This is a genomic window from Streptacidiphilus sp. PAMC 29251 (genome assembly GCF_054208735.2).
The window spans coordinates 3,930,116-3,948,347 of the sequence record NZ_CM135725.2; the positions used below are offsets into that span (position 1 = coordinate 3,930,116).

The 18,232-nt window shown below is 69.9% G+C and carries 23 protein-coding genes and 1 tRNA gene; 7 read left to right on the forward strand and 17 right to left on the reverse strand.

Features of this window, described 5'->3' with window-relative positions; all coding sequences use genetic code 11:
• Positions 1-6 precede the first annotated feature (6 nt).
• The 3 genes from ACXKR8_RS18400 to ACXKR8_RS18410 form a co-directional block, all read right to left on the reverse strand.
• Positions 7-723, reverse strand: a complete 717-nt coding sequence (locus ACXKR8_RS18400) for a hypothetical protein (protein WP_458273995.1) — start codon at positions 721-723, stop codon at positions 7-9.
• Positions 724-841: 118 nt separating this feature from the next.
• Positions 842-1,147, reverse strand: a complete 306-nt coding sequence (locus ACXKR8_RS18405; RefSeq protein ID WP_458275015.1) for a GroES family chaperonin — start codon at positions 1,145-1,147, stop codon at positions 842-844.
• 136 nt (positions 1,148-1,283) lie between these two features.
• Positions 1,284-1,637, reverse strand: coding sequence for a DUF3618 domain-containing protein (locus ACXKR8_RS18410; protein ID WP_458273996.1), 354 nt, complete (start codon positions 1,635-1,637; stop codon positions 1,284-1,286).
• Between the two features lie 163 nt (positions 1,638-1,800).
• On the opposite strand from ACXKR8_RS18410, the gene bcp reads away from it, so the two are divergent.
• A complete protein-coding gene (bcp, locus tag ACXKR8_RS18415; RefSeq protein ID WP_458273997.1) occupies positions 1,801-2,280 on the forward strand; it encodes a thioredoxin-dependent thiol peroxidase in 480 nt (159 codons plus the stop codon).
• Positions 2,281-2,341: 61 nt separating this feature from the next.
• Here the strand turns inward: bcp and ACXKR8_RS18420 are convergent, their stop codons facing one another.
• From ACXKR8_RS18420 to ACXKR8_RS18430, 3 genes are all read right to left on the reverse strand, one after another.
• The gene (locus ACXKR8_RS18420) at positions 2,342-3,844 is read right to left on the reverse strand and encodes a glycosyl hydrolase family 18 protein (RefSeq protein WP_462100581.1); all 1,503 of its coding nucleotides are present in this window, start codon (positions 3,842-3,844) and stop codon (positions 2,342-2,344) included.
• Complete coding sequence (locus tag ACXKR8_RS18425) at positions 3,796-4,725, reverse strand: carbohydrate binding domain-containing protein (protein ID WP_462100582.1); 930 nt, start codon at positions 4,723-4,725, stop codon at positions 3,796-3,798. The genes ACXKR8_RS18420 and ACXKR8_RS18425 overlap by 49 nt, the downstream gene beginning before the upstream one ends.
• 179 nt (positions 4,726-4,904) lie before the next feature.
• Positions 4,905-6,470, reverse strand: coding sequence for a carbohydrate binding domain-containing protein (locus tag ACXKR8_RS18430; protein ID WP_458273999.1), 1,566 nt, complete (start codon positions 6,468-6,470; stop codon positions 4,905-4,907).
• Positions 6,471-6,819: 349 nt separating this feature from the next.
• On the opposite strand from ACXKR8_RS18430, the gene ACXKR8_RS18435 reads away from it, so the two are divergent.
• The 3 genes from ACXKR8_RS18435 (at position 6,820) to ACXKR8_RS18445 (ending at position 7,365) form a co-directional block, all read left to right on the forward strand.
• Positions 6,820-6,966, forward strand: a complete 147-nt coding sequence (locus ACXKR8_RS18435) for a hypothetical protein (RefSeq protein ID WP_458274000.1) — start codon at positions 6,820-6,822, stop codon at positions 6,964-6,966.
• Positions 6,967-7,000: 34 nt separating this feature from the next.
• A complete protein-coding gene (locus ACXKR8_RS18440; RefSeq protein WP_458274001.1) occupies positions 7,001-7,270 on the forward strand; it encodes an HNH endonuclease signature motif containing protein in 270 nt (89 codons plus the stop codon).
• A gap of 20 nt (positions 7,271-7,290) precedes the next feature.
• Positions 7,291-7,365 (forward strand) — tRNA-Leu (locus ACXKR8_RS18445).
• Between the two features lie 56 nt (positions 7,366-7,421).
• Here ACXKR8_RS18445 and rdgB read toward each other — a convergent pair.
• The 3 genes from rdgB to ACXKR8_RS18460 all read right to left on the reverse strand — a co-directional run bounded on the left by rdgB (position 7,422) and on the right by ACXKR8_RS18460 (position 9,197).
• Positions 7,422-8,030: an RdgB/HAM1 family non-canonical purine NTP pyrophosphatase gene (gene rdgB / locus ACXKR8_RS18450; protein ID WP_458274002.1), complete on the reverse strand. Its 609-nt coding sequence runs from the start codon at positions 8,028-8,030 to the stop codon at positions 7,422-7,424.
• Between the two features lie 5 nt (positions 8,031-8,035).
• Positions 8,036-8,761, reverse strand: a complete 726-nt coding sequence (gene rph, locus ACXKR8_RS18455) for a ribonuclease PH (protein ID WP_458274003.1) — start codon at positions 8,759-8,761, stop codon at positions 8,036-8,038.
• Between the two features lie 199 nt (positions 8,762-8,960).
• Positions 8,961-9,197: a glucose PTS transporter subunit EIIB gene (locus tag ACXKR8_RS18460; RefSeq protein WP_458274004.1), complete on the reverse strand. Its 237-nt coding sequence runs from the start codon at positions 9,195-9,197 to the stop codon at positions 8,961-8,963.
• Positions 9,198-9,523: 326 nt separating this feature from the next.
• On the opposite strand from ACXKR8_RS18460, the gene ACXKR8_RS18465 reads away from it, so the two are divergent.
• On the forward strand, positions 9,524-10,828 hold the full coding sequence (locus tag ACXKR8_RS18465) for a PTS transporter subunit EIIC (RefSeq protein WP_458274005.1): 1,305 nt from the start codon (positions 9,524-9,526) through the stop codon (positions 10,826-10,828).
• A 36-nt stretch (positions 10,829-10,864) separates the two neighbouring features.
• Here the strand turns inward: ACXKR8_RS18465 and ACXKR8_RS18470 are convergent, their stop codons facing one another.
• Complete coding sequence (locus ACXKR8_RS18470) at positions 10,865-11,611, reverse strand: MBL fold metallo-hydrolase (protein WP_458274006.1); 747 nt, start codon at positions 11,609-11,611, stop codon at positions 10,865-10,867.
• Between the two features lie 379 nt (positions 11,612-11,990).
• On the opposite strand from ACXKR8_RS18470, the gene ACXKR8_RS18475 reads away from it, so the two are divergent.
• The gene (locus ACXKR8_RS18475) at positions 11,991-13,043 is read left to right on the forward strand and encodes a hypothetical protein (protein ID WP_458274007.1); all 1,053 of its coding nucleotides are present in this window, start codon (positions 11,991-11,993) and stop codon (positions 13,041-13,043) included.
• Positions 13,044-13,099: 56 nt separating this feature from the next.
• Here ACXKR8_RS18475 and ACXKR8_RS18480 read toward each other — a convergent pair whose 3' ends face one another.
• The 7 genes from ACXKR8_RS18480 to clpS form a co-directional block, all read right to left on the reverse strand.
• Complete coding sequence (locus tag ACXKR8_RS18480; RefSeq protein WP_458274008.1) at positions 13,100-13,300, reverse strand: MarR family transcriptional regulator; 201 nt, start codon at positions 13,298-13,300, stop codon at positions 13,100-13,102.
• Positions 13,301-13,490: 190 nt separating this feature from the next.
• Positions 13,491-14,459 (reverse strand): PLP-dependent cysteine synthase family protein, encoded by a 969-nt coding sequence (locus ACXKR8_RS18485; protein ID WP_458274009.1) that lies wholly within the window; start codon positions 14,457-14,459, stop codon positions 13,491-13,493.
• Positions 14,459-14,746, reverse strand: a complete 288-nt coding sequence (locus ACXKR8_RS18490) for a MoaD/ThiS family protein (RefSeq protein ID WP_458274010.1) — start codon at positions 14,744-14,746, stop codon at positions 14,459-14,461. The genes ACXKR8_RS18485 and ACXKR8_RS18490 overlap by 1 nt, the downstream gene beginning before the upstream one ends.
• Before the next feature lie 115 nt (positions 14,747-14,861).
• Positions 14,862-14,966, reverse strand: a complete 105-nt coding sequence (locus ACXKR8_RS18495; protein ID WP_332262562.1) for a putative leader peptide — start codon at positions 14,964-14,966, stop codon at positions 14,862-14,864.
• Positions 14,967-15,110: 144 nt separating this feature from the next.
• A complete protein-coding gene (locus ACXKR8_RS18500; protein ID WP_458274011.1) occupies positions 15,111-15,539 on the reverse strand; it encodes a M67 family metallopeptidase in 429 nt (142 codons plus the stop codon).
• Positions 15,540-15,615: 76 nt separating this feature from the next.
• Positions 15,616-16,194 (reverse strand): DUF2017 domain-containing protein, encoded by a 579-nt coding sequence (locus ACXKR8_RS18505; RefSeq protein ID WP_458274012.1) that lies wholly within the window; start codon positions 16,192-16,194, stop codon positions 15,616-15,618.
• 76 nt (positions 16,195-16,270) lie between these two features.
• A complete protein-coding gene (gene clpS / locus ACXKR8_RS18510; protein ID WP_458274013.1) occupies positions 16,271-16,633 on the reverse strand; it encodes an ATP-dependent Clp protease adapter ClpS in 363 nt (120 codons plus the stop codon).
• A gap of 99 nt (positions 16,634-16,732) precedes the next feature.
• Here clpS and ACXKR8_RS18515 point away from each other — a divergent pair, with 99 nt between their 5' ends.
• On the forward strand, positions 16,733-18,085 hold the full coding sequence (locus ACXKR8_RS18515) for a nicotinate phosphoribosyltransferase (protein WP_458274014.1): 1,353 nt from the start codon (positions 16,733-16,735) through the stop codon (positions 18,083-18,085).
• Positions 18,086-18,232 lie beyond the last annotated feature (147 nt).

The window sequence follows — 18,232 nt, forward strand, 5'->3', positions numbered from 1 at the left end:
GAACGCTCAGGCGGCCGGAAGCGAGTCCAGCAGCGCCTTGAAGCGGGCGGAGACCACCATCCGGAAGTCGCTGCCCTCCAGCAGTCGGGCGTTGAGGCCCTCCAGCACGCCGTCCTTGTACCAGTACAGCTCGGCCCCGAAGACGCTGGAGCCGGGCTCGCGGAGCTGCCCGGTCAGGTCGATCAGGAACGGTATCCCCTGGAGCGAAGCGGCCGTGCGGATCGGGATCCCGCACACCGCGTTGCTGGTGGGCAGCGCCAGCACCGCCCCGTACGGCAGCGGGACGCCGAACGCGGTCTCCGCGCTCAGCGCCTGGGCCGCGCCCAGCCAGTCCGTACCGTGCACGACGTGCAGCTTGTCGCCGTTCTGCCCGTTGAACTCCTTGCGGGTCAGCTGCTCGCGGCTCAGCCCCTGGTGCGCCCAGGTCCAGAGCTGCTCGCGGCTGGCGTCCCACCGGTCGGCCAGGTGCTCGGGCACCAGCACGGTCTCGGCGGCGCCGTCACGCCTCGGCTTGCCCTTGACGCCGAGCATGGCCACCAGATCGCCGCTGACCGGCCACACCACCTGATCGGACCCCAGCGCCGACGCCGGCGCCACCAGCAGCCGCAGCCTGGACGGCAGGTCCCGGACCGGTATCGCGGCCAGCGTGCGGCAGGGGTCGTGCTCGGTGCATCCGGCGGCCCCGGGCTGCTCCGGTCGGTTCTTGCGGCCGAACAGCGGCATCGGTCGTCCTCCCCTGAATGACGGTCCGCCAGAACGCGTCCCGGCAGCGCCAGTTGCTGCCCCCGCATTCGACCATGACCGGGCATCCCGCCGACACCCCGTCTCAGAGATAGAGGCCTCAGAGATAGAGGCCCGTGGAGCCCTCCACGTCGCCGCCGACCCGCTCCGCGGCGACCGCGTGGACGTCGCGCTCGCGCAGCAGGACGTAGAGCTGGCCGCGGACCTCGACCTCGGCGCGGTCCTCCGGGTTGTAGAGGACCCGGTCCCCCGGCTCGATGGCGCGCACGTTCTGGCCCACCGCCACCACCGCCGCCCAGGCGCAGCGCTTGCTCAGCGCAGCGGTCGCCGGAATCAAAATGCCGCCGGTCGAGCGGCGGTCCCCCTCGGGGCCGTCGGTGCGGACCAGCACCCGGTCGTGCAGCATCCGGATCGGCAGCTTCTCACCGAAGGAGCCATGCTCGGTCACAGAGGATTCGCTCACTCCAGGACCGTACACCGGACCATGCCGGAAAGCGGACCGATGGGTCCTCCCCACCAGCCCGCACCGCCCCCACCAGCGACTACTTCCGGCCCCGCCGCCGCAGCAGGACGAAGCCGCCCACGATCACGACGGCGACCGCCGCCACCGGGACGATCCGCTCCTTGCGCGGCTTGCCCTTCTCGTCCACGAACTGCGCCCGCGCCTGCTCGATCCCCCGGTTCGCCGCGATGAACGCCTGCCCCACCGTCCGGTCCACCGCCGCCTTGGCATCCGCCTTCGCCTTGCCCACCAACGTGGACGGATGCACCGCTACGGCCAGTTCGTCCAGGGTCGCCGCAAGCTGCTGCCGGGTCCGGTAGATGTCCGCCTCGATCTGCGCGGCAGTGCGCCCGTCCGGGACACTGCCCTTGCCCCTCGTGCCGACCTCGCCCACGAGCCCACCTTCCGTCGCTGCCTGCTACTGCCGCCTGACGAACAGTTTGTCAGGTCCTCCCGCAGCGCGCGCACCGGCACCCCGGCAATTTGTCCGACCCCAGGAGTAGGTTCGAGTCGGCACCACCGCCACCCCGACGCACCGGAGCACAGGAGCACACCCCATGACCGACGCGCAGACCAAGCTGCAGCCGGGAGACACCGCCCCGGCCTTCACCCTCCCCGACGCGGACGGCAAGCCGGTCTCCCTCGCCGACCACCTGGGCCGCAAGGTCATCGTCTACTTCTACCCCGCCGCGCTCACCCCCGGCTGCACCAAGCAGGCCTGCGACTTCACCGACAACCTGGAGCTGCTCGCCGGGGCCGGCTACGACGTCCTCGGGATCTCCCCGGACAAGCCCGAGAAGCTCGGCAAGTTCCGCGAGAAGGAGCAGCTCAAGGTCACCCTGCTGGCGGACACCGAGAAGGAGGTGCTCACCGCCTACGGAGCCTTCGGCGAGAAGAGCCTCTACGGCAAGACCGTGGTCGGCGTGATCCGCTCCACCGTGATCGTGGACGAGCAGGGCAAGGTCGAGCGGGCGCTCTACAACGTCAAGGCGACCGGGCACGTCGCCAAGCTGCTCCGCGATCTGGCCGTCCAGTAGATATAAGCAGGAGGGGCGTACGCCATTAGGCGCACGCCCCTCCCTTTACTGCGGGTGCTGCTTACTGCATGGAGCTGTTCATCGCGTTGATCAGGGTGCCCGAGGAGTCGTCGCCCTCGAAGGAGAAGGCGAAGATCCCGCCCAGACCCTTCGACGTGGCGTAGGCGCCGCGCGCGGTGATCGCCTGCGGCGTGTCACCGGTGTAGAAGTTGGTGCCGTCGTAGATCCACGAGCTCTGCGTGGTCGCGTCCCAGTGCACGTTGGAACCCGTGGTCAGGCCCTTGGCCGCCAGCTCCTTCCAGTCGGCGATACCCGCCTGCTGGGTGAACGTCTGGGCCGGGCTGGCCCCGGTCGCCGACTGGTAGAGGCCGTAGTTGCTGCCGGCCGGGACCCCGGTCCAGCCGCGGAAGTAGAACGGCACCCCGAGGACGATCTTGCTGGCCGGGAAGCCGCCGGTGATCCCGTACGCCGCGTCACCCGTGGTGTAGGCGGCGATGGTGGCGTCGACGTTGTACTTCTCGGTTCCGGGCGCGATCGCCGTGCTCGGGTCGGCGGCGGAGTTGTGCAGCGGGTCCTGCAGGTTGGTCGGACCGGTCGCGTCCCAGGCGCCGTGCATGTCGTAGGTCATGATGTCGCCGTAGTCCAGGGACTTGGCGATCTGCGCGGGCTGGATCAGCGCGACCTTGTCCTGGCCGGACGGCAGCGCCGCCGTCAGCAGGAAGTGCTTGCCGATGCTGCTGCCGTACGCGTCCAGCTCGGTGCGGAACTCCGCGAGCAGGGCGCTGTAGTTGGCGGTGTCGGCAGCCGAGGTGTGGTTGCCGGTGTGGCCGCCGGTCGAGGCCGGGTACTCCCAGTCGATGTCGATGCCGTCGAAGAGGCCGGCCGCCGCACCCGTGCCGCCCGAGGCGTCACCGGCGATGTTGGTCGGCAGGTTGCCCTTGATGAACATGTTGATGCAGGAGGAGACGAACGCCTTGCGGGAGGCGTCGGTGGCGGCCGCGTCCGAGAAGTACTTGGAGTAGGTCCAACCGCCGATGGAGAGGTTGATCCGCAGGTTCGGGTACTTGGCCTTCAGCTCGCGCAGCTGGTTGAAGTTGCCCTTGATCGGCTGCGACCAGGTGTCCGAGCTGCCGTCCACGCTGACGTCCGAGGTGTACGACTTCTGGTAGTCGGCGAACGCGTCGCCCGCACCGTCACCGGCGCTGGCGTCGGCCTCGTTGGTCGAGTCGCTGGCCTTCACCGCCTCGAAGCAGGTGTGCGAGGAGGGGTCGATGTTCTCGAACGCGTAGGTCAGCACCTTCATGTTCGCGGCAGCACCGGAGGTGCCCACGTTCTTCGGGTAGTAGGCGTTGCCGTAGATCGACCACTGGTCGAAGTACGCCGACTTCATCGCCCCGCCCGCAGCCGCACCCGTGGTCGCCGAGACCGCGGTCGACTGGCCGGAGGAGTGGCCGTCCTTGTCGTAGCCCTGGACGGTGAACTTGTAGGCCGTGTTCGGCAGCAGCGAGCTGACGGTCACCGAGGTGCCCATCGCGGTCGCGACCAGGTTGGCGCCCGAGTACACGTAGTAGCCGGGGTGTCGCCGGTCTGCGAACCGTCCGTCGACGCGGCCCAGGAGAGGGTCACGGCGGTGTTGGTCACCTTGGCGGTGACCCCGCTCGGGGTGCTGACCAGGCCGTCCCCGGTGGGCCCGGTGCCGGTGCCGCTGGTGCCGGTCGCAGTGGCCGTCGCCGACGGCGAGGCGGAGGCGCTGGCACTCGCGGAGGCGGAGGCGGACGGGCTGGCGCTCGCGCTGGCCGAAGCCGACTGGGACGGCGTCGCGGAAGCGGAAGCCGAGGCGGAGGCGCTCGGGCTGGTGCTCGCGCTGGCGGAGGTGCTCGCCGAGGCGGACGGGCTGGTGGTCGCCCCGCCAGGACCGGTCAGGGTGATGTCGTCCGCGTGGTACGAGCCCTGCCCGTACCAGCCGTGCGTGTAGACCTGCACCGAGGTGGTGGTCGCGCCCGTGGTGAACGAGGTCGACAGCTGCTGCCAGGTGGTCGCGCTCGGAGTCCAGTTGCTGGCCGTCACCCCCGTCCCGGTCGCGCCGATGTACACATACGCGCCCTCGACATAGCCGGACAGGTTGTACGTGGTGTTCGGCAGCACGGACACGGTCTCCGCGCACTGCGCGGTGTCCGAGGCCGAGGTCGCACCGAGTAGCGCGTGGGTCCCGCCGTGCACGGGGGTACCCACCACGCTGTCCAGCGTCGAACAGGTCCAGCCGCTGAGGCTGCCGCTCTCGAAGTCACCGTTGGCCAGCAGGTTGGGAGACGCGGCGCTGGCCCCGGTGACGGTGGCAGCGAGCGCGGCGGACCCGGCTATCAGCACCGTCGCGGTGGCGAGCGCGGTACCGCGCCGCATTCTCCGCTTGGTGCCGCGAGGGGCAGTCGGGACGCGTTCAGGCATGGATGTGCTCCTGGATGAGGGGGTGTGTGCGTGCGAGAGGTGGTGCGTGTGCGGGATGGACACCCGCGCCGGGTATGTGAGCACGACATGCGGCCTAAGCCGTGGGGGTGCATGTAGTGACCCGACGCGGGTGGACAGTGGGGGTGGAGCCCAGAACCTCGGGGCCGGCTGGGTACTGCCTAGCCGTTGAACTGGGTGATGATCTTCGTAAAGTCGTAGGGGTTCTGCGTGACGCTGCTGCACGTCCCGTCGGCCCAGTTGTGGACCACGCTCGGGTCGCAGGCACGGTCCCGGTTCACGGCCCAGTAGGAGAAGGCCGCCGCGTGGTTCGCCTTCACAAAGGCCAGCAGGTCGTTGAAGGTGGACTGGGTGAACAGCTCACTGCCCTGGTCGGTGTGACCGTTCATCAGCTGCACGCTCAGGTGCGCCCAGGCGGTCGTCGCGTCCCAGCCGTAGAGCTTCTCCAGCTGCGCGACCACGGCGTTGGCGACGCCCTCGGCGGCGGTGGTCTCCGTCCCGGCGGTCAGGCCGAAGTCGAAGTCCATGATGTTCACCCGGTCGATCCTGGCGCCGTTGTTGATCGCCTGCTGGATCTCGTCCCGCCCGGTGTCGGGCAGACCGACCGTGGTCATCGGGATGGTGATGGTGACCTTCAGGCTCGGGTTGGCGGCCTCGAGCTGCTTGATGGCACCCCAGCGGACCGCCATGTTGGCGTCCAGGCTGCCGTTCTCCCAGTCCAGGTCGATCCGGGTGAGCTTGTACTTGTCGATCACCTTCTGGTACGCCGCCGCCAGCGCGGAGGAGCTGCCGCAGGTCGTCCCCAACTCGGTGCCGTTGTAGCCGCCGAAGGAGACCGAGACGTCGCCGCCGGCCGCGCGGGCCGCGTTCACGTCCGCCAGTACGGCGGTGTCCGCCGCGACAGTGGTCGAGGCGTTGCCGCCCCAGGCGGGGGTGCAGCCGCCGGAGTCCAGCACGAAGGCGAAGAGGAACTGGTTCTCACCGGAGTTGGCGACGATGTCGGAGATCGACTGCGGCGAGTTGTCCAGCGGCATCATGTAGACCGGGTGCCGGAACCCGGTGTCCGCGGGCGGCGGGGTCGCCGTGGCGGTGGGGGTCGGGCTGGTGGTCGGGCTGGCGCTGGTGCTGGGCGAGGTGCTCGGGCTCGGGCTGGTGCTGGGGCTGGAACTCGGGCTGGTGCTCGGGGTCGGGCTGGAGGTGGCCCCGCCGCCGGCCGGGCCGACCAGCGACAGATCGTCCGCGGTGAAGGTCGGCTGGCCGTACCACCCGTGGATGTAGACCTGCACGGAGGTGGTGCTCGCACCGGTGGTGAAGCTGGTCGACAGCGTCTGCCAGGTGGTGGCGCTGGGAGTCCAGTTGCTCGCCGTCACCCCGGTGCCGGTGGCGCCGAGGTAGACGTAGCTGCCCTCGACCTTCCCGGTCAGCGTGTACGTCGAGTTGGGCAGGACGGACACGGTCTGCGCGCACTGCGCGAAGTCGGAGCCGGCCGGCGTCCCGGACAGCGCGTGGGAACCGGAGGAGACCGGGGCGGACACCACCGTGTCGGTGGTGGAGCAGCTCCAGCCGCTCAGGGTGCCGGTCTCGAACCCCGGGTTGGCGAGGAGCTGGGTCGTACTCGCCTGGGCCGAGCCGCCGGTGGCCAGGAGCGCTCCGGCTCCGAGGAGGGCGCCGCAACACGCTCCGACCAGTGCGCGTCTCGCCCCGCTGTGTGTGGGCCTGCTCTGCATCTTTCGCCTCCCGCAACAACAACATCCGTCACTGAAACCTGCGGAACCGCTACGGCAGGCTGATCCGGGGCCCCCACACGACTCCCCGGTAACCACCGCTTGTTGATGCATAAATTGGCCTGGACCAACCCCACCCGTCAAGACCCCATTTGGCACTACGTCACTTAAGTTTCCTTAAGGTTCACAAGATGGCCAGCTCAGGGCGCTTGGGCTACAAAGTGGCCTAGTCCTATTGGTCTCAACCACACCATGCCATCCCACCCCTGTGACCCACACCACACCTCAGATGGCGTAACCCCCACCGACCACCGCCGTTCCCCAGGCAGAAGACGTCGACCCGGGGGGATCCATGTCCAACGTCACGTACAGCCGCGAGGTGCTCGCCGACCTCGCGACCCGAGCCTCTGCGCCTGACGAGGTGCTTCTGCTGCTCGGCCTGGAGCCGACACATCAGCGGCCGTGGCAAGCGGGCGAGCAACAGGAAGGGGCCAGATGAGCTCCTCACCCAACGCCCTTACGGGGCAACCCGGGTGGCGGGTTGGCGACTCCGGCGGGCACTCCTCGAGTCAGGCCTCCCGGACACCTGCGCGGAGTGCGGCCAGGGGCCGGTCTGGCGCAGTCGGCCGATGACCCTTGAAGTCGATCACATCAACGGGGACTGGTCGGACAACAGGGCTGGAAACCTCCGCCTGCTATGCCCGAACTGCCACGCCACCACGGACACCTACTGCGTGCGAAACCAAGGACGAGTGCCCCGCCAACGGGCGGCCACAAATGATCCTGGCAGTCGGCCCAGCTGAGGGGATAAGATCGAAACGCAGCGCTCGTACCCCAACTGGTGAGAGGGGCGGTCTTTAGGTGGCCGTGGTTGTGGGTTCGAATCCCACCGAGCGCACAAGAAATGCGCCGCCCCGAATCATTCGGGGCGGCCGTCGTTCGTCTCCGGCGCCGTCAGGCGAGTAGCTCGCGGACCGCCGGAACCAGGCCGCGGAAGGCCTGCCCGCGGTGGCTGATGGCGTTCTTCTGGTCGGGCGTCAGCTCCGCGCAGGTGATCTCGTAGCCGTCCGGCTGCAGAATCGGGTCGTAGCCGAAGCCGTTGCTGCCGACCGGCTCATACCGAAGGCTCCCCCGCAGCTGCCCGGTGACCACCCGCTCCGTCCCGTCCGGCAGCGCCAACGCCGCGGCGCAGGCGAAGTGCGCACCCCGGTTCGGCGCAGCGATGTCGCCGATCTGGGCAAGCAGCAGGGCCAGGTTGGCCGCGTCGTCGCCATGGGTGCCGGCCCACCGTGCGGAGAAGATGCCCGGCGCGCCGTTCAGCACGTCCACGCAGAGCCCGGAGTCGTCCGCGACGGCGGGGAACCCGGTGGCCTGGGCCAGCGCATGTGCCTTGAGCAGCGCGTTCTCCGCGAAGGTGATCCCCGTCTCGGCCACGTCCGGGATCTCCGGGTACGCGTCCGCGCCAACCAGTTCGACGCCCAGCCCGGCCTCGCCGAGGATCGCCCGCAGTTCGCCGACCTTGCCGGCGTTCCGGGTGGCCAGGATCAGTCGCTTCTCGGTCACCCCGGTCACCCCTCCAGGACCTTGCGCTGGATCTCGTCCAGCTCGGCGCAGGCCAGCTGTCCCAGATCGAGCAGCTGGTTCAGCAGGTCGCGGTCGAAGGGCGCGCCCTCGGCGGTGCCCTGGACCTCGACGAACTTGCCGTCGCCGGTGCAGACGATGTTCATGTCGGTCTCGGCGCGGACGTCCTCCTCGTAGCAGAGGTCGGTCATCGGCACTCCACCCACGATGCCGACGCTGACCGCGCTGACGGAGCCGACGATGGGGTCGCCCTTGGCCCGGGTGATCTTCTTGGCCTGGGCCCAGCGGACCGCGTCGACCAGGGCGACATACGCGCCGGTGATCGCGGCCGTTCGGGTGCCGCCGTCGGCCTGGAGGACGTCGCAGTCGATGGCGATGGTGTTCTCGGCGAGTGCCCTGGTGTCGACGACGCCGCGCAGCGAGCGGCCGATCAGCCGGCTGATCTCGTGGGTGCGTCCGCCGATCTTGCCGCGGACGGATTCGCGGTCGTTCCTGGTGTTGGTGGCACGCGGCAGCATCGAGTACTCGCCGGTGACCCACCCCTCGCCGCTGCCGCGGCGCCAGCGCGGTACGCCTTCGGTGACGCTGGCGGTGCAGAGCACTTTGGTGTCTCCGAACGAGACAAGTACCGACCCCTCGGCGTGCTTGCTCCAGCCCCGTTCGATGGTGATGGGGCGGAGCTGGTCGAGGCTGCGGCCGTCGTTGCGTGTCATGCTTCCGACCCTATCCGCCGAACGGGTCCCCCCGCACACGCCGCCGCACACGCCGCTGTCCGCGCCACCACTCAGGGCCCCGGACATGCCGACGGCCCGCGCCCCGGGCGACCGGTCGTGCGGTCGTCCGGACGGCGCGGGCCGTCGACGCTGCCCCTCGCGAGGGCGGTCCTGGTGACGGCGCGCTGGTGACGGCGCGTTACTCCATCATGTCTTCGATGTCGGCGGCGATCGGGTCGGCGTCGGTGCCGATCACGACCTGGATCGCCGTGCCCATCTTGACGACGCCGTGGGCGCCCGCGGCCTTGAGCGCCGCCTCGTCGATCAGGGAGGGGTCCTTCACCTCGGTGCGCAGCCGGGTGATGCAGCCCTCGACCTCTTCGATGTTCTCGATGCCACCGAGCCCCGCGACGATCTTCTCAGCCTTCGTGGCCATGAGTCTTTCTCCTGTTCTCGGCCCTACTCGCCGTATGCGTCGGCCCGTGGGGCGAGCTCCGGCACGGAATGCCCTTTTGGTCCGCATTCACACCGTAACTCACGGTTGGCCCAACTTCGCGCGCGAAGATCACTCCGCACACCCAGGATGACCATCAGGGACTCCGGTCCTGTTTTCGGGCGAGCTCGCGCACAACTGGTCTACACCAATCCTCGGGATGGACCAAACCGGCGTCGGGGGCGACCCCGGTCAGCCCGCAAGCAGCACAAGCCCAGCCAGCCCAACAAGCAAGCACGCACGCACAGCGAGCCCGACGAGGAGAACGCATGACTTCGGCGAATGCCGTCGCCCCCCAGGCGCCTTGGTGGCAAGGCCTGGTCGGCGGACTGCAGAAGATGGGGCGCAGCCTCCAGCTCCCCATCGCGGTCCTTCCGGCCGCAGGCATCCTGAACCGCCTGGGCCAGGAGGACATCCACACCAGCTGGGGCTTCCCGGAGAACCTGGTGAAGCTGTTCGGCGGCGCGGGCGGAGCGCTCCTGGACGGTTCGCTCGGTCTGCCGATGCTGTTCGCGGTGGGTGTCTCCATCGGCATGGCCAAGAAGGCGGACGGCTCCACCGCGCTCGCGGCCGTGGCCGGTTTCCTCGTCTACTTCAACATCCTGAAGACCTTCGCGAAGTGCACCGCCCCCGCCGTGCTCAGCAACGGAGTCTGCGTCACCGGGCCCAAGGCCGGCCCCTTCACCGCCATCGTCCCGGCGACCGTGCAGAACCCGGGCGTCTTCGGCGGCATCATGATCGGCCTGCTGACTGCCTTCTTCTGGCAGCGCTACCACCGGGTGAAGCTGGTGGACTGGCTCGGCTTCTTCAACGGCCGCCGCCTCGTGCCGATCGTGATGGCCGGTGTGGCCCTGGTCTTCGCCGTGCTCTGCGTCTGGATCTGGCCGCCGATCGGCCGCGGCCTGGACAGCTTCGCCAGCGGCATCACCGGGATGGGCGCCTATGGTTCGGGCATCTTCGGTATCGCCAACCGCGCGCTGCTGGTGGTCGGTCTGCACCAGTTCCTGAACGTCTTCTTCTGGTTCCAGTTCGGCGACTTCACCAAGCCGGACGGCACCGTGGTGCACGGTGACATCAACCGCTTCCTGGCGGGTGACCCGACGGCTGGTCAGTTCACCTCGGGCTTCTTCCCGATCATGATGTTCGCGCTGCCCGCCGCCGCGATCGCCATCGCGCACTGTGCCAAGCCGCACCGCCGCAAGGAGGTGATGGGCCTGATGATCTCGGTCGCGCTCACCTCGTTCGTGACCGGTGTGACCGAGCCGATCGAGTACTCGTTCCTCTACATCGCCCCGGTCCTCTACGGCATCCACGCCGTCCTCACCGGTGTGTCCATGGCGGTGACCTGGGGCTTGGGCGTCCATGACGGCTTCAGCTTCTCGGCGGGCCTGATCGACTACGGCATCAACTGGAGTCTGGCCACCAAACCCTGGCTGATCATCCCGATCGGCCTGGTGTTCGCGGTGATCTACTACACGGTCTTCCGCTTCGTGATCATCAAGTTCAACCTCAAGACCCCCGGTCGCGAGGACGACGAGATCGCCGAGGCGGCCGAGGCCGACAACGTCAAGTAGCACCGAACGCCAGGCAACACCCCCGGCCGGGGGACGTCAGAACGAGTAGACGTCCCCCGGCCGCGCCAGTTCCACCGCGCCGCCGTACGCCGCCACCGCGTCCGCGCGGTTGCGCTCGGGGTCGGTCCAGGGCGGGATGTGGGTGAGGACGAGGCGTCCGACGCCGGCCCTGGCCGCGTGCTCGCCGGCCTCGCGGCCGTTGAGGTGCAGGTCGGGGATGTCCTCCTTGCCGTCGGTGAAGGCGGCCTCGCTCAGCAGCAGGTCCGCGCCGCGGGCCAGCTCGACCAGCTCCTCGCAGGGGCCGGTGTCGCCGCTGTAGACGAAGGCGCTGCCGCCCTGCTCCACCCGGAAGGCGTAGGCCTCGACCGGATGGGCGACCCGGACCGCGGTGACGCTGAACGGGCCGACCGCGAAGGTGCTGTCGCGCAGCGTCCGGAAGTCGAAGACCTCCTTCATGCCGGGGTGCTCGTCCATGTCGTAGGCGCGGGCCAGCCGCTCGGGAGTGCCGTGCGGGCCGTAGACGGCGAGCGGGTCGGGGCAGCCGCCGACCCGGTAGTTCCTGGCGACGTAGTAGGCGCACATGTCGATGCAGTGGTCGGCGTGCAGATGGCTGAGCAGGATCGCGTCGACCTGGTAGAGCCCGCAGTAGCGCTGCAGCGCGCCGAGTGCGCCGTTGCCGAGGTCGATCACCAGCCGAAAGCCCTCGGCCTCGACCAGGTAGCAGGAGCAGGACGAGTCGGCTGACGGGAAGCTCCCCGAGCTGCCCACTACGGTCAGTTCCATCCCGCGTCCTCCGCCGGTTTCGTCTTTGAGAGTCGAGAGTAAGGCGGTGTTAAGCCTTCGCTGCTGTCCGCGGGGCCGGTTGTGGTCGAAGTCACCGGGAAGTGTCACCCGGTCCGTGGACTTGCCCGCCCGAACGGGTGAAATGCCTGCGCTGGTGTTCGCACGGCGCATGCGCGGGCGGTTCCGGCGGACCGGAGAAGCCCTGTCGGTGCGACCGGTAGCCGCCTATGGTGAGTAGAGGTGGGACGTAGGCCACCTGGCAGCGGACAGCTTGATGATCAGTCAGCAGGAAGCCGGGCCGCTGCAGCTGTTGGAGCCGTCGGAACCGTCGTAGCGCGCCTCCCCCACCGGGGCGGCGCCTCCGCAGGAAGGCCGGTCCATGAGTTCTGCGAGTTCTGCGAGTTCCTCGGGTTCTGCGCATCCACCGCACTCCTCCCGTCAGCCGCACCGGCACGGGCTGCAGTCCTCCGCCCGCCGGGTCAGGCCCCGGGTGGTGTTCGACCCGGGTCTGCCGGCGCCGGCCCGGCAGCTGGTACGGGCCAGGGAGGCGCAGGGGCTGCCGACCAGGCGCGGCATGGAGGAGGGCTGGCTGGGGTCGCTGGCCGGGGCGGTGCTGGGCAGCCTGGTGGTCGTCTTCGGCTGCACCGTCGTCGCGGAGAGCATGTTCGGGCACTGGTTCTTCGTGGTGGCGGGTGCGGCGGCGGCGATGATCTGCGGCTGCTTCCTGGTCTCCTTCACCGCGGGGTACGTCTGGGACCGCCGTCCCCGGCTCGGCGAGGGCCGGCGGCAGCGGACGCTGACCGAGGCCGAGGGCCACTACGTGCTGCCGGGGCAGCTCAGGCCGGAGGCGCGGCCGCTGATCGCCAGGGCCCAGGCGGCGGCCGACACCGTGCTGCGGTCCAAGGCGCACCGGAACGACCTGCTGGACCGGCGCCGCAACGCGCTGTCGCTGCCGGAGCAGGTCTGGAACGTCGCCGAGAACCTGCGCCGCTACAGCGCCCTGGCCGAGCGGCTGCCCGCCGAGCCGCTGGGGGCCGGGCCGGCGGAGGTGGTCGCCAAGCGCTGGGCGGTGCTGGCGATCGCCCTCCGCGGCATCGACGAGCGGGTGCAGCGGCTGGAGCGGTACGCCGCCAAGGTGGTGCGGCTGGACGCGATGCTGGCCGAGCTGGCCGAGATGGAGCGGCTGGAGGCCGACAGCGAGGAGCTGCGCGACCTGCTGGCCCGGGTCGAGGCCGACAACCAGGTGGATCCCGAGCTGGAGCGGATGACCGGCGAGGCCAGGGTGACTCTGGAGGCGTACGAGTCGGCGCTGGTCGAGGCCAGGGACGCGGCCCTGCGCGCCCTCGCCGACCCGGAGCCCGACCCGGACCCGGCCGCCGCCGCCGCCGCCGCCGAGAAGACGATCACCGGGACGGCCGCCGAGCAGGAGTGAGAAAGGGGCGCACCAGGAGAGCTCGCGCTCCCCGGTACGCCCCCGGCAGGGGCTCCTCACCGGTCGCGGCTGTGCGGGCGGCGGGCGCTCCAGGCCCGGATCGTGGCGGCGTACCAGCGGGGCTGGCCGAGGACCGTGGTGACATCGGGCTCAGGCAGCATGCCGTGGCGTCGGTAGGACTTCACCGTCGCCGGTTTGACGCCGATATGGGCGGCGATCTCGGTGTAGGACCAGAGCTCTCCGTTGCGGGGACTCATCGTGGTTCCTCCTCCGGCTTGGGTCTGCGCTCACTGGCGGCAAGAGCAACCTTTTCCGGCCCAACGAGGAACCTGACCGTTGATCGTTCTCTGTCGTCGTTCTGTGACAGTTTCGGATCAGGAAACAGATAAATAATCGGCCCCCACCCGAGTCACAAGGGTGGGGGCCGCTATGTGTGGGACCAAGCCGTCAGGCCCAGAGCTGGCCCTGGAGCAGCTCGACGGCTTCCTCGGTGGTGGCGGCGGTGTAGATGCCGGTGGAGAGGTACTTCCAGCCGCCGTCGGCGACCACGAAGGCGATGTCCGCGCTCTCCCCGGCCTTGACCGCCTTGCGGCCGATGCCGAGCGCGGCGTGCAGCACGGCGCCGGTGGAGACGCCCGCGAAGATGCCCTCCTGCTGGAGCAGGTCGCGGGTGCCGCGGACGGCGTCGGAGGAGCCGACCGAGAAGCGGGTGGTGAGCACCGAGGCGTCGTACAGCTCGGGGACGAAGCCCTCGTCGAGGTTGCGCAGCCCGTAGACCAGGTCGTCGTAGCGGGGCTCGGCGGCCACGATGGTGACCCCCGGGACCTTCTCCCGCAGGTAGCGGCCGACGCCCATGAGCGTTCCGGTGGTGCCGAGGCCGGCCACGAAGTGGGTGATGCCGGGCAGGTCGGCGAGGATCTCGGGGCCGGTGGTGGCGTAGTGCGCGCCGGCGTTGCCGGGGTTGCCGTACTGGTAGAGCATCACCCAGTCGGGGTGCTCGGCGGCGAGTTCCTTGGCGACCCGGACGGCGGTGTTGGAGCCGCCGGCGGCCGGGGAGGGGATGACCTCGGCGCCCCACATCCGGAGCAGCTCGCGGCGTTCCTCGCTGGTGTTCTCGGGCATGACGCAGACCATCCGGTAGCCCTTGAGCTTGGCTGCCATGGCCAGCGAGATGCCGGTGTTGCCGCTGGTGGGTTCGAGCACGGTGCAGCCGGGGGTGAGCCGGCCGTCCGCCTCGGCGAGTTCGATCATGTGGAGCGCGGGGCGGTCCTTGATCGAGCCGGTGGGGTTGCGGTCCTCCAGCTTGGCCCAGAGGCGTACGACACCCTCCTCGTTGCCGGGGATGCTGGCCGACAGGCGCGGCAGTCCGACCAGGGGGGTGTTGCCGACGGCGTCGAGGGAGGTGTCGTAACGCATCAGACGGTTCCGACGGATCCGCCGGCGACGGCGGGGAGGATGGTGACCTTGTCGTTGTCGCCGAGGGCGGTGTTGATGCCGTCGAGGAAGCGGACGTCCTCGTCGTTGAGGTAGACGTTGACGAAGCGGCGCAGCTCGCCGGCGTCGACCAGGCGGGCGCGGATGCCGGGGTGGCGGGCGTCCAGGTCCTCGAAGAGTGCACCCAGGGTGTCGCCGCTGCCTTCGATGTCCTTGGCGCCGTCGGTGTAGGTACGGAGGATGGTCGGGATGCGGACCTCGATGGCCATGGCGGCGCTCCTGTGGAGTGGTGGGGGAAGGCGGGGGTTTGTCGGTTCCCGCTCCGAGCAGGAGGAGCGGGGCCGGCGGGTCGGGCGTTCGGGTACGCGGAGGGGTGCGCTGGGCTCAGCTGGGGCGACAGATCGCGCTGGCGAGGCGGCACAGGTCGACGTGCAGCCGCGCCACGAGGCGGATGCCTGGGGCGGGAGTGCTCACATCGAGGGAACGCATGGGCTCATCGTATAGATTCCCCACCCCGGAAAGGGATGGGGGTCTCATCCTGCGGATGGTCCGATATCACATGTCGATACGACAGACCCCGGCGACACCCCTGGAGGGCCGTCGGTTCCGTCTCCCGAGCGCGATCGACCGCCCTCAGGCGTAGTTTTCGACGACCTCGACGTCTTCCTCTGTGATCTCACCGTCCACAATGCGGAACGAACGGAACTGGAACGGACCCTCCTGGTTCCCGCTGTCCGCCGTCGAGACCAGCACATAGTGCGCCCCCGGCTCGGAGGCGTAGGAGACATCGGTGCGGGACGGGTACGCCTCGGTCGCGGTGTGCGAGTGGTAGACGATCACCGGCTCCTCGTCCCGGTCGTCCATCGCGCGGTAGAGCTTCAGCAGGTCACCCGAGTCGAACTCGTAGAAGGTGGGCGACCTGGCGGCGTTCAGCATCGGGATGAAGCGCTCGGGGCGGCCGGTGCCGGCGGGTCCGGCGACCACGCCGCAGGCCTCGTCGGGGTGGTCGGCGCGGGCGTGCTCGACGATCGCGTCGTGCAGGGCTCGGGTGATGGTCAGCATGGCGCCAGGATATGAGCACCTGCCCCGCACCCGCCCCGCGGCCTCAGCCGCGGCTGGCCGCCGTCGACCGCGGCCGTCAGCGGGTGATGGCCCGGATCAGGGTCTCCTGCAGTTCGCCCAGCCAGAGGTAGGCCATCACCAGCGGCTTGCGCGGGTCCTGGTCCGGCAGCCGGTAGAGGCTCTCGGCCTCGTCCGGGTCGTCGCTGACGTCCAGCCTGGTGCCGAGGGTGAGCCGCAGGTCGTTGAGCGCGCCCAGCCAGTGCCCGCAGCCCTCCGGGTCGAGCTTCAGCTCGGGCCGGCCCTTGCGGTCGGTGTCGGCCCCGTCGATGCCGCGGATCAGGGCCAGCGCGTCGCCGCGCTTGCGGCTGCGCAGGTCGTTCTCGGTGAAGCGGCGGAACTCGGCCGAGTGCTCCTCGGCCTCCTCGCCCTCGCCGTAGGCGTCGGGGAACAGCCGCGCCAGGGCCGGGTCGTCCGGCGCCTTGCTCGGGCCCTCGGCGAACAGCCGGGCCAGCGGGTCCTCGTCGGCGTCCGGTTCGTCCTCGGGGCCGAGGAGCTCCAGCATCTGGACCGCAAGGCTGCGCAGGATGGAGGCCTCGACCGGGTCGAGGGTGAGGGCGGCGCCACCGTGGCGGGCGGGTTTGAACAGTCCGGCCATGAGGAGGTCCGTGGCGCCTTTCGCAAGTCAGGAGTCAGTCAGTCAGAAGTCAGAAGCAGGAAGTGCTGAGGGTACGTCATTTGTCGTGCTGGAGTGTCGCCCACAGGCCGTAGCCGTGCATGGCCTGGACGTCCCGCTCCATCTCCTCGCGGCTGCCGGTGGAGACGGAGGCGCGGCCCTTGTGGTGCACGTCCATCATCAGCTTCTTCGCCTTCTCCTTGGGATAGCCGAAGTAGGACTGGAAGACGTACTCGACGTAGCTCATCAGGTTGACCGGGTCGTTGTGGACGATGGTCACCCAGGGGGTGTCGGGGGACGTCTGCTCCAGTCCGGAGGTGTCCCACTCGGTGCGCTCGATCTCGACCGGCGCAACGCTCACGATATGGCTCCTGTTCGGGTTCGTCCGCGGCTTCGGCACTGGCTTCCGCGCCCCTCCCATGCTGCCATCCGTGTGATTCCAAAGCGATCCGGGGCCGACACCGGACCCGCCCTCCCGAGAAATCGTCAAAGTGACGAGATCTGCAGTAGCATCATCTCCATGGACGCCGCTCTCAAGCCCGCACCTGCGCGTACGGCCGCTGTACCGGCCGCCGCCTCCACCGCGCTGCTCACCGACCGCTACGAGCTCACCATGCTCCAGGCCGCGCTGCGCAGCGGAGCCGCCCACCGCCGCTCCGTGTTCGAGGTCTTCACCCGCCGCCTGCCCGAGGGCCGCCGCTACGGCGTCACCGCCGGGACCGGCCGGGTGCTGGACGCCGTCGAGGCGTTCCGGTTCACCACCCCGCAGCTGGACTGGCTCTCCGACCAGCAGGTCGTCGACGAGTCGACGCTGGCCTGGCTGGCCGACTACCGCTTCAGCGGCGACATCCGCGGCTACGGCGAGGGCGAGTGCTACTTCCCCGGCTCGCCGGTGATGGTGGTCGAGGGCAGCTTCGCCGAGGCCGTGATCCTGGAGACGGCGATCCTGTCGATCCTCAACTACGACTCGGCGATCGCCGCCGCCGCCTCGCGGATGTCCGCCGCGGCCGGCACCCGTCCGCTGATCGAGATGGGCGCACGCAGGGCGCACGAGCAGGCGGCCGTCGCCGCCGCCCGCGCCGCCTACGTGGCCGGCTTCGCCGCCACCTCGGACCTGCAGGCCGGATTCCAGTACGGCATCCCCACCCGGGGCACCAGCGCGCACGCCTTCACCCTGCTGCACGACAGCGAGCGGGACGCGTTCACCGCGCAGGTCGAGTCGATGGGACGGGGCACCACCCTGCTGGTCGACACCTACGACCTGGCCGAGGCGGTCCGCACCGCGATCGACGTGGCCGGGCCGGACCTGGGCGCGGTCCGGATCGACTCGGGCGACCTGCTGATGCTGGCCCACCGGGTCCGCCGGCAGCTGGACGACCTGGGCGCGAAGAAGACCAGGATCACCGTCACCAGCGACCTGGACGAGTACGCCATCGCCGCCCTCGGCACCGCGCCGGTGGACGGCTACGGGGTCGGCACCTCGCTGGTCACCGGCAGCGGGCAGCCCACCTGCGCGATGGTCTACAAGCTGGTCGCCCGGGCCTCCTCGGACGACCCGGCCGCCCCGCTGATCCCGGTGGCGAAGCGTTCCGCCGGGGCGAAGTCCAGCCGGGGCGGACGCAAGTGGGGCGCCCGGCGGCTGGACGCCGAGGGCGTCGCCGAGGCCGAGGTGGTCGGTACCGGACCGGTCCCGCCGGAGCTGGCGGACCGGCAGCTGCAGATTCCGCTGGTGCGGGGCGGCGAGGTGGTGGGCCGCGAGTCACTGGCCGCGGCGCGCGACCGGCACCTCCGCTCGCGCGAGCAACTGCCGATGTCGGCGACCCAGTTGTCCAAGGGCGACCCGGTCATCCCGACCGAGTACACCACCGCGTAGCCTGCCCGGCGGCGACAGGGGGACCGCAGCCGGGACCGCGCCGGAACACACCCGGGACACAACCGGGAACGCTTCCCTCTCGCGGGAACCCGCGCGGCTCCCTACTCTCGTTCCAACGGCCCGCACCACATTTGCGCCACCCCCTTC

Bases quoted from the DNA above. Each gene is read 5' to 3' on its own strand.
- ACXKR8_RS18485 (WP_458274009.1), bottom strand. From the start codon at position 14,459: ATGCGTTACGACACCTCCCTCGACGCCGTCGGCAACACCCCCCTGGTC.
- ACXKR8_RS18500 (WP_458274011.1), bottom strand. From the start codon at position 15,539: ATGCTGACCATCACCCGAGCCCTGCACGACGCGATCGTCGAGCACGCC.
- ACXKR8_RS18405 (WP_458275015.1), bottom strand. From the start codon at position 1,147: ATGCTGCACGACCGGGTGCTGGTCCGCACCGACGGCCCCGAGGGGGAC.
- ACXKR8_RS18490 (WP_458274010.1), bottom strand. From the start codon at position 14,746: ATGGCCATCGAGGTCCGCATCCCGACCATCCTCCGTACCTACACCGAC.
- ACXKR8_RS18460 (WP_458274004.1), bottom strand. From the start codon at position 9,197: ATGGCCACGAAGGCTGAGAAGATCGTCGCGGGGCTCGGTGGCATCGAG.
- bcp (WP_458273997.1), top strand. From the start codon at position 1,801: ATGACCGACGCGCAGACCAAGCTGCAGCCGGGAGACACCGCCCCGGCC.
- rph (WP_458274003.1), bottom strand. From the start codon at position 8,761: ATGACACGCAACGACGGCCGCAGCCTCGACCAGCTCCGCCCCATCACC.
- ACXKR8_RS18495 (WP_332262562.1), bottom strand. From the start codon at position 14,966: ATGCGTTCCCTCGATGTGAGCACTCCCGCCCCAGGCATCCGCCTCGTG.
- ACXKR8_RS18435 (WP_458274000.1), top strand. From the start codon at position 6,820: ATGTCCAACGTCACGTACAGCCGCGAGGTGCTCGCCGACCTCGCGACC.
- ACXKR8_RS18465 (WP_458274005.1), top strand. From the start codon at position 9,524: ATGACTTCGGCGAATGCCGTCGCCCCCCAGGCGCCTTGGTGGCAAGGC.
- ACXKR8_RS18425 (WP_462100582.1), bottom strand. From the start codon at position 4,725: ATGCCTGAACGCGTCCCGACTGCCCCTCGCGGCACCAAGCGGAGAATG.
- ACXKR8_RS18515 (WP_458274014.1), top strand. From the start codon at position 16,733: ATGGACGCCGCTCTCAAGCCCGCACCTGCGCGTACGGCCGCTGTACCG.
- ACXKR8_RS18430 (WP_458273999.1), bottom strand. From the start codon at position 6,470: ATGCAGAGCAGGCCCACACACAGCGGGGCGAGACGCGCACTGGTCGGA.
- ACXKR8_RS18400 (WP_458273995.1), bottom strand. From the start codon at position 723: ATGCCGCTGTTCGGCCGCAAGAACCGACCGGAGCAGCCCGGGGCCGCC.
- ACXKR8_RS18505 (WP_458274012.1), bottom strand. From the start codon at position 16,194: ATGGCCGGACTGTTCAAACCCGCCCGCCACGGTGGCGCCGCCCTCACC.
- clpS (WP_458274013.1), bottom strand. From the start codon at position 16,633: ATGGGAGGGGCGCGGAAGCCAGTGCCGAAGCCGCGGACGAACCCGAAC.
- ACXKR8_RS18480 (WP_458274008.1), bottom strand. From the start codon at position 13,300: ATGAGTCCCCGCAACGGAGAGCTCTGGTCCTACACCGAGATCGCCGCC.
- ACXKR8_RS18470 (WP_458274006.1), bottom strand. From the start codon at position 11,611: ATGGAACTGACCGTAGTGGGCAGCTCGGGGAGCTTCCCGTCAGCCGAC.
- ACXKR8_RS18475 (WP_458274007.1), top strand. From the start codon at position 11,991: ATGAGTTCTGCGAGTTCTGCGAGTTCCTCGGGTTCTGCGCATCCACCG.